Source organism: Kosakonia sp. S42, from assembly GCF_016624785.1.
GTDB classification, from domain to species: Bacteria; Pseudomonadota; Gammaproteobacteria; order Enterobacterales; family Enterobacteriaceae; genus Kosakonia; species Kosakonia cowanii.
This window is the reverse complement of sequence record NZ_JACVTW010000011.1, coordinates 125,343-133,076: the sequence shown is the minus strand read 5'-3', so window position 1 is coordinate 133,076 and position 7,734 is coordinate 125,343. Positions and strand designations below refer to the sequence as shown.

At 49.4% G+C, this 7,734-nt stretch carries 9 protein-coding genes and 1 pseudogene; 8 read left to right on the top strand and 2 right to left on the bottom strand.

Annotated elements, in window-relative coordinates; genetic code table 11:
- The 8 genes and pseudogenes from IAE50_RS14695 to IAE50_RS14665 all read left to right on the top strand — a co-directional run.
- Positions 1-407, top strand: a pseudogene (locus tag IAE50_RS14695) (hypothetical protein); the annotation flags it as partial.
- A gap of 698 nt (positions 408-1,105) precedes the next feature.
- The gene (locus IAE50_RS26020; protein WP_232045144.1) at positions 1,106-1,339 is read left to right on the top strand and encodes a hypothetical protein; all 234 of its coding nucleotides are present in this window, start codon (positions 1,106-1,108) and stop codon (positions 1,337-1,339) included.
- Positions 1,340-1,427: 88 nt separating this feature from the next.
- On the top strand, positions 1,428-1,712 hold the full coding sequence (locus IAE50_RS26015) for a hypothetical protein (RefSeq protein WP_232045146.1): 285 nt from the start codon (positions 1,428-1,430) through the stop codon (positions 1,710-1,712).
- Between the two features lie 187 nt (positions 1,713-1,899).
- A complete protein-coding gene (locus tag IAE50_RS14685) occupies positions 1,900-2,226 on the top strand; it encodes a hypothetical protein (protein ID WP_200580576.1) in 327 nt (108 codons plus the stop codon).
- Between the two features lie 86 nt (positions 2,227-2,312).
- Complete coding sequence (locus tag IAE50_RS14680) at positions 2,313-2,699, top strand: hypothetical protein (RefSeq protein WP_200580575.1); 387 nt, start codon at positions 2,313-2,315, stop codon at positions 2,697-2,699.
- Between the two features lie 242 nt (positions 2,700-2,941).
- Positions 2,942-3,442, top strand: coding sequence for a hypothetical protein (locus IAE50_RS14675; protein WP_200580574.1), 501 nt, complete (start codon positions 2,942-2,944; stop codon positions 3,440-3,442).
- On the top strand, positions 3,439-3,792 hold the full coding sequence (locus IAE50_RS14670; protein ID WP_200580573.1) for an SMI1/KNR4 family protein: 354 nt from the start codon (positions 3,439-3,441) through the stop codon (positions 3,790-3,792). Before IAE50_RS14675 ends, IAE50_RS14670 begins: the two co-directional genes overlap by 4 nt.
- Before the next feature lie 152 nt (positions 3,793-3,944).
- Positions 3,945-5,885: a methyl-accepting chemotaxis protein gene (locus tag IAE50_RS14665; protein WP_200580572.1), complete on the top strand. Its 1,941-nt coding sequence runs from the start codon at positions 3,945-3,947 to the stop codon at positions 5,883-5,885.
- Between the two features lie 40 nt (positions 5,886-5,925).
- Here the strand turns inward: IAE50_RS14665 and IAE50_RS14660 are convergent, their stop codons facing one another.
- Together IAE50_RS14660 and IAE50_RS14655 are read right to left on the bottom strand one after the other, a co-directional pair.
- Complete coding sequence (locus tag IAE50_RS14660) at positions 5,926-6,918, bottom strand: alpha/beta fold hydrolase (protein WP_200580571.1); 993 nt, start codon at positions 6,916-6,918, stop codon at positions 5,926-5,928.
- Between the two features lie 17 nt (positions 6,919-6,935).
- Positions 6,936-7,730, bottom strand: a complete 795-nt coding sequence (locus tag IAE50_RS14655; RefSeq protein WP_200580578.1) for an SDR family NAD(P)-dependent oxidoreductase — start codon at positions 7,728-7,730, stop codon at positions 6,936-6,938.
- Between the last annotated feature and the right edge of the window lie 4 nt (positions 7,731-7,734).

Here is a 7,734-nt window from a genome sequence, read left to right as displayed (position 1 = left end):
GGCTGAATACCTATACCTATGTGGTTGACCCACTGGGGTGGGTGGATCCGTGGGGACTGGCTGGCTGTTCATTACCGAAAAAAATTAATTTAACACATGAAGGTGTTCATCATGTGAAGCAAAGGCATGTAGGTAATAAGAGTGGTTGGGATCATAAAAGTAAATGGACCATAAGCAATGCGGAATGGAAGTCGACAGTCAGGGATGTTTTCCGTAAACCTGACAGAATAACACGTGATGGTTCTCGTTTTGTTTATGAAAAAACATTATCCAGAACAGTAGGACAAACTCCTGAAGGCGAAGCTTTGACGAAAGTCAGAGTAGTTGTTGAGGCGAACGGCGATTTAGTGACTGCATTCCCTCAGAGCGTATTCAGGGATGCGAAGATAGATGATCTAATATTTTGAGGTAATTATGTCTCTAGACTTACATGTAAAATGCAAAGATGAAGTTTTTTATTTTGAAATTAGCGAGACGCTACACTCATCAATATTTTCAAATTCTACAAGATGGAGTTCTTTTAAACGGTTACGGAAAATAAAAGATTATTATCGGGCTGATTGTTTATTCAAAAATGATGAAGGAGTCGCGTTCCTTCAAGAGTTTATTAGTGTTTGCGAGTTGGTTGATTCTTCAGCATTTAATATTGCGGAGATGAAATCATTAATGCAATCAAATAAAATAGAGTATGTAAGAGTCAGTGGTGATTAAATAAGAAAGTTGGGATGCTAGAGGCGCGCCAGAACATTCTAATTTTTAATGAATAAGTAGTCATTCAAGAACCGCTGGCGCGCGTCTACAGGCATGGTGAGCATGCGGAAATCTTCTGGTATTACAAGGAAGTCTAAAGATCCGCGAATGATTGTAATCCAGAGTAAGATGAAAACTTTGGATATACAAATTAATACTGCCGAAAATGGAATTTTGTTGCCTTTTACTAGTAAAGTACAATTTTCTAAAGGAAGCACTATATCTAACGAATTCTTATAAAGAAGAACTTTTTGACCGCTTAAGATCTATAAACAACATTAAATACTCCTTGGGTGAACTTAATAAAATAAATCCAGAAATGGATAGCGGTACATTATAAATTTTAGGAAGTATCATGTGTGAATTGGCAGAGCTTGAGAAAAGATATGTTGAAGTAAGCTCAGACTGTGAAAAATACTTGTCTAAATATACTTCTTGCCTATCGCCAGAGCTGAATGGCACTGTAATAAGTAAAGGTCCTTTGTATAACCTGCGGCCTTATGAAATAGAACGAGTTGGTTTTAAAAAGGGAAGACAACTTAACAAGTTACCATCAGCTATAAAAAAATACACACGTTTACTATTTTGATAAATTAGATCGCATAATATTAGTTGAGATATATGGGCAATCTGAAAATATAGTTAATAGAGAGTTCTGTGTATATGGTGATAATTGCTTGGAGCGTGCACACTTTACAAGTGCAGGGACATTGAGGAATATATCTATTTCCTTCTTTGAAGGTTCAGTAGTTAAAAAAGATGTTAATTGGGGGATGTATGGATGTAGCATATCTAATTACATATATAATGGATCTGTTTTAGAAAAAATAACTGTGCAGCAAAAGGAGCATGATGATCCTTCATTTTCAGAGTTTGATGTCATCTTTAAGTATAAAAATAATGAGCTGGAAACTATTACAAATGTTTTCCCTAACGGTTATCAGGAACAGCGATTCCCATAGTTCTACCTAAAAATAATCCATATAAGAAAATAAATTTCCGTATATTTATTATTTGGCTGATTTTTAGTTATGTTTAAACATAGCTCTGTCTTTCTTATCTCCCCAGTTATGCCCTAAAATCATCAGAGTATTGTTCTTGATGTTTAGTTTGCCCTGAATTTATCAATAACATCCAGGAGGCAGTAAATTGAAATTATTAAAAGAAAATGAAGAGATCTCTTTGTCAGGAGAGGAGGCTGTTAAAATATTAACTGATGTTGAGTATATTCTTATTTCATTGCGAGATATTGCCAGGCATTATTACGATAACGTCGAGGGTGAGATTACATCTGAGAATAGATCTGCATATTGTGAAGAAACCACAAGATTTATAGATGAAAATGAGATTACTAAAAAGTTAGCAAATATAAGAAGAGTGATTAGCGAGAAATTTAACCTTAAGCCAGGAGATGATGAGATGGATGATATTGAAAGAGAATTAGAACATATTCGCTATTGGAAGCCACGTTCGTAGTAATGTATTGATAAATCGGAATTTTGTTAGAGTTATTTATCGGCGCTGCTTTTTTATGAATAGTAATACTATATTGGGTTCCTATCGTGGTCATTAAAAAGAGCACTCTTAAAGATGGTTTTATTTTTATAAATGACGATAATCCAAACGAGTCTGTCATTGTCAATTTCTACACGTTTGTTAGCCTTGTCAAAGGCATAATGATCGCTTATGGTAACAAATCAGAAGGCGAGGCTGAGTCTATAATTAACAACTCAGCTATGCTAACCCTACCACCCCAAAATTATCTGGAAGCTTGCTTGCTGGGGCACGAGGAAGAATATTATTGGGCTATGGTTATTTCGCATGGTGATCGATATTTTGAAAAGGGGTTTAGTTATGCTGCGCCTGATAGCTACGATGAGTGGGAAAGTAAATATATAAATGATAACAATCTCAAAACTAATACGCTGATATTTAAAGATGAATCTTGACTACAGGGATTACGATGAAGATCTCGTACTGGCAAATAAATGCATACGGGCGATGGAGAAAATACAGGACCAAAATGCTATTGAGAAAATGGAATTATTAGCCAGCGCTGATAATGAATTAATCCGTCAATATGCCAAAAAACACTTAAACAGAGTCCGGCGCTAAAGCAGAGCAAGGTCATTGGATTGACAGTCACACCTCGCCACGCTAGTTTTCCCGAAAGCCCTCGACCTGTTAAGCCATGATTGATTTTAACGCCGACATTATTAGCTTCACCTCGCTTGCCAATATCCGTCTCGGGCATTCTGTGGATATTTACCTTGAGGAGATGCTTACCCGCTTTACCGTCGAGACGAAAGAGTACCCCTCTTCATCGCCATTGGGCGGCGATATGCACGGCTATTTTCTTGATGACAACACGATATCGATCTTTACCGATGCGAACGACATCATCGTCTCCGTCGTTTGTAACCAGAACTACCACGGGAGATACCAGAATAATCTCTATGCCGGTATCACCATGGAGCGGCTTACGCTTCTCAGCAAAAGCGTCCTGCTGATTAACGGCGCTCTGATTGTTGATGGTGATTACGGGCTCGCTTTCTCTCTCCCTTCGCCCTATGACGAAATTGCCGATAGTCTTCAGCACATCCCCGGCGATCTGCAACTTGTTGAGGTTGTCGTCAGCGACCACTCTTCCTGGGCACCACAAGCTTCACGCAGAGGACGTAAAAAAAGATGAATAACAGCCTGTTGCAAACCACCCTGGACGTTTTCAAAACCACCCATCACCTGACTTTCCCCAAACGTTACACGCGCTTTCTCGCCGCGCAGCGCGACGCTACTGAAATCACCACGCCGGAAGGTGATGCTATCTATTTATACGCCCACGGCGATCTGCTGGAGCGAAACGACACCTACGCCATCCAGCAGGTGGAGCCTGAGTATCTGCTGATTGGTCAGGATGGCGATATGGGCTACTTTATCTACGGCAAATCGGGCCGCGAGACGATCTACAGGCAGGATCTCGGTGCGCTTGGCGCGCTGCCGATGGAGCCTGCCGCTGAGAGTATCGACCAACTGCTCGCCTGAGCGTTTTGCCTTTGATTTTCCTCACAAAGCCCTTTCCAGTACTGCCCGCCCGCGCATCACACAAAAATTTAATTTAAAGCCGGTATAACTTTTGCGCACATTCTTCCGATATATCCGTCATGCGCCCCGCGCCACGCCATATCGGAGAAGTTATGTCAGTCAAAAGAAACACCGGGAAAAAGCTCAAAGCCAGGACGCTGATGTTGATATCCATCTTTGTCACGATAACCGCCGGTTTTCTTGTGACCATTGGCCTGCTGATATGGCAAGCGATGGCGCAACAGGAGGCGGTAGCAAAGAAACATCTGCAACAGATTGCCCAGACCGAAACCCTACAGGTAAGCCAGCAGCTTGATTCCGCGCTGGTTGCGGCACGCGATGTCGGCAACAGCGCCTGGTCTCTGCGCGAAGCAGGCCTTGCGGATCGCAAAGGGCTGGATCAGCTCCTGCGTGACTACCTGCATGCGCACAGCGATTTCCTCTCGATGTCGCTGGCGTTTGAACCCAACGCTTTCGACGGCAAAGATGCCGAATTTGCCGGCAAACCGGAGCAGGATCCTGCCGGTCGCTACGCCCGTTATGTCGATCGTGACTCGGCAGGCAACCCGGCGCTGCACAACCTGCTCGATTACGAAACGCCGGGCAGCGGCAACTACTATGTGCTGCCGCGCCAGCGGCAAAAAGAGGTGATTATCGAGCCCTATATCTACCCCTACAACGGGGTCGATGTGATGCTTACCTCCATCGCCGCGCCGATTATGCGCAACGGTAAATTCCAGGGGTCGGTCACGTCCGACTTCTCACTGGCGACGCTGCAAAAACGGATTGGTGCCATCAAACCGTGGGATGGCGTCGGCTATGCCGTGCTGCTGTCGGCGGAGAATAACGTCGTCTCCAGCCCGGACAAAGCGGCCATCGGCAAGCCCTACAAGGGCAGCATTACGGGCAGTGAGGTGGTGCGTTTTGACGATCCGCAGCTCGGCGAACCGGCATTTATCACCTGGCGCACCATTGCGGTCGGCAACAGCGGCACGCCGTGGAAACTGGCGATTATCACCCCGGTTAGCGTGGTGATGGCGGAAGCCTGGCACTTCCTGATGAACGCGATTGTGATGATGGTGCTGAGCATTATTATCGTCAGTCTGGTGGTGGCGCTGGTCTTTACCCGCAAAGTCGCGCGCCCGGTGGGCGGTGAGCCATCCGAAGCGGCGGAGATCGCGCTCTCGGTTGCGCAGGGCGATCTTAGCAGCACCATCCCCGTGCAGAGGGGCGACAGTAGCAGCATCTTCTACGCGCTGCACGCCATGCAGGGGCAGCTGCACCGCATTGTCAGCACCATCACCGATGCCAGTAACTCGGTGCGTGCGGGCAGTAGCGAAATTGCCGCCGGAAACCTTGATCTCGCTTCACGCACCGAAGAGCAGGCGGCGGCGATTGTGCAAACCGCGGCAAGCATGGAGCAGATTGCCGTCACGGTGAAAAATAACGCCGATAACGCTCACAAAGCGACGCGTCTTACCGAGCAGGCGACGGACATTGCCGGGCAGGGCGAAGCGCTTGTCGACGAAGTGGTCGATGTCATCAATAAAATCGACGAAAGCGCGCAGAAGATCGGCGATATCAACAGCATCATCGACGGCATCGCTTTCCAGACCAATATCCTTGCGCTGAATGCCGCCGTGGAAGCGGCACGCGCCGGGGAGCAGGGGCGTGGCTTTGCGGTGGTTGCGGGTGAAGTGCGCAGCCTGGCGCAGCGCAGCGCCAATGCGGCGAAAGAGATCTCAACGCTGATTGATGAGTCGACCGGGCGCGTCAGCAAAGGCGTAGCGCTGGTGAATGAAACCGGCGCGATGATGAAGCAGATCATCGAGGCGGTTACCAATGTCCACCTGGTGATCAACGAAATCGTGCAGGCGCTGGATGAGCAGACCAAGGGCATCAACCAGGTCAGCGTGGCGGTAAACCAGATGGATAGCGCCACCCAGCAGAACGCCTCGCTGGTGCAGCAGATCTCCGCTGCCGCCATGTCGCTGGAAGAGCAGGCGAAATCACTGGAAGAGACGCTGGCCTTCTTCGCCGCGCGTCAGGTGTAACGCAAAGGCCCGCCTGGCGCGGGCCTTTCTCTTTAATGTGTCACTTTGCCAGATCGTCGAGCAGCGCCCGGTGAAACGTCGCCGGGTCCTGCATCTGCGGCGCATGGCCTAAGCCATCAAACTCCACCAGCCGGGCATTGGGGATCAGCTCCGCCGCCTCTTTGCCCAATACCTTGTAGTTGCCGACCGCCTTTTTCACCTCCGGCGGCGCATCATCGCTGCCGGGCGCGGTTGTATCGCCAGTCCCGATAAACAGCGTAGTGGGCACGCGTAAATCCTTGAACTCATAGAACACCGGCTGGGTGTAGATCATGTCGTAGATCAGCGCCGAGTTCCACGCCACCCGCGTCTTGCCCGGCCCGTTGTTTAACCCCGCCAGCATCTCAACCCATTTATTGTATTCCGGCTTCCATTCACCCATGTAATAGGTCTTCTGCTCGTAGGCTTTAATGCTCTGCGCGGTGCTTTTCAGCTCGCGCTGATACCACGCATCTACGCTGCGATAGGGCACGCCCTTCGCCTTCCAGTCCTCAAGGCCAATCGGGTTAACCATCACCAGCTTCTGCGTCTCTTGCGGGTACATCAGCGCATAGCGCGTCGCCAGCATGCCGCCAGTGGAGTGGCCGATAATCACCGCTTTTTTCACCCCCAACTTCGCCAGCAGTTGATGGGTATTCTCCGCCAGTTGCTGGAAGCTGTACTGGTAATTGGCCGGTTTAGTGGAGGTGCAGAAGCCAATCTGATCGGGGGCAATCACCCGATAACCGGCCTCATGCAGCGCGGTAATGGTGCTCTCCCAGGTGGCGGCGCAAAAGTTTTTGCCATGCAGCAGCACCACGGTTTCGCCGTTCGGTTTATCGGCGGAGATATCCATATACCCCATGCTTAAGGGCTGGCGCTGGGACTGAAACTCAAAGTGCATCAGCGGCCACGGGTAGGTGAACCCTTCAAGCTGACCACCGTATTCTGCGGACTGCGCCGCACCGGTGAAGAGCAACGCGAGCAGTAGCGCGCGGCGGGGGAAAAGTCGCATACAACCTCCTGGCTCGTTTAAACGATATCGTCCACCACGCCGCCATCGACGCGCAGTGCCGCACCGGAGGTCGCCGATGCCTGCGTTGAGCAGACATAAACCACCATATTCGCCACCTCTTCAACGGTGGCGGCGCGCTGGATAACCGATGAGGGGCGATTCGCCATCACAAACTCTTTCGCCAGCGTCTCCAGAGACTTACCGGTTCTCTCCATCTCTTCCTGCATCATGGCGGCGAAACCGTCGGACATCGTCGGCCCCGGTAATACGCTGTTAACCGTGACGCCGCTACCGGCAACAAACTTCGCCAGCCCGCGCGCCAGCGAGAGCTGCGCCGTTTTGGTCACGCCGTAGTGGATCATATCTGCCGGAATATTCAGGGCGGACTCGGAGGAGATAAACACCACGCGGCCCCAGCCCTTATCAACCATCGCGGGCAGCAGCGCGCGTGCCAGCCGCACGCCGGACATGACGTTGGTCTGCCAGTAACTCTCCCACGTCTCATCATCGGTGGCATAGAAATCCTGCGGGCCATAAATACCGGCATTATTAACCAGAATATCAACGTCAGAGGCGGCTTTAAGCAGGGAAGCCACGCCGTCCGCCGAGCCAAGATCGGCAACGGCGGTGCGCACGCGAGCACCGCTCACTTGCTCAGTTAACGCCGCTTTGGCCTTGTTGATCGACTCGTCGCTGCGTCCGTTGAGGATCACTTCTGCGCCGCTCTGCGCAAGTCCGGTCGCAATCGCAAAACCAATCCCGCCCGTCGAGGCGGTGACCAGCGCCACTTTTCCGCTCAGATCAATCTTCATCATT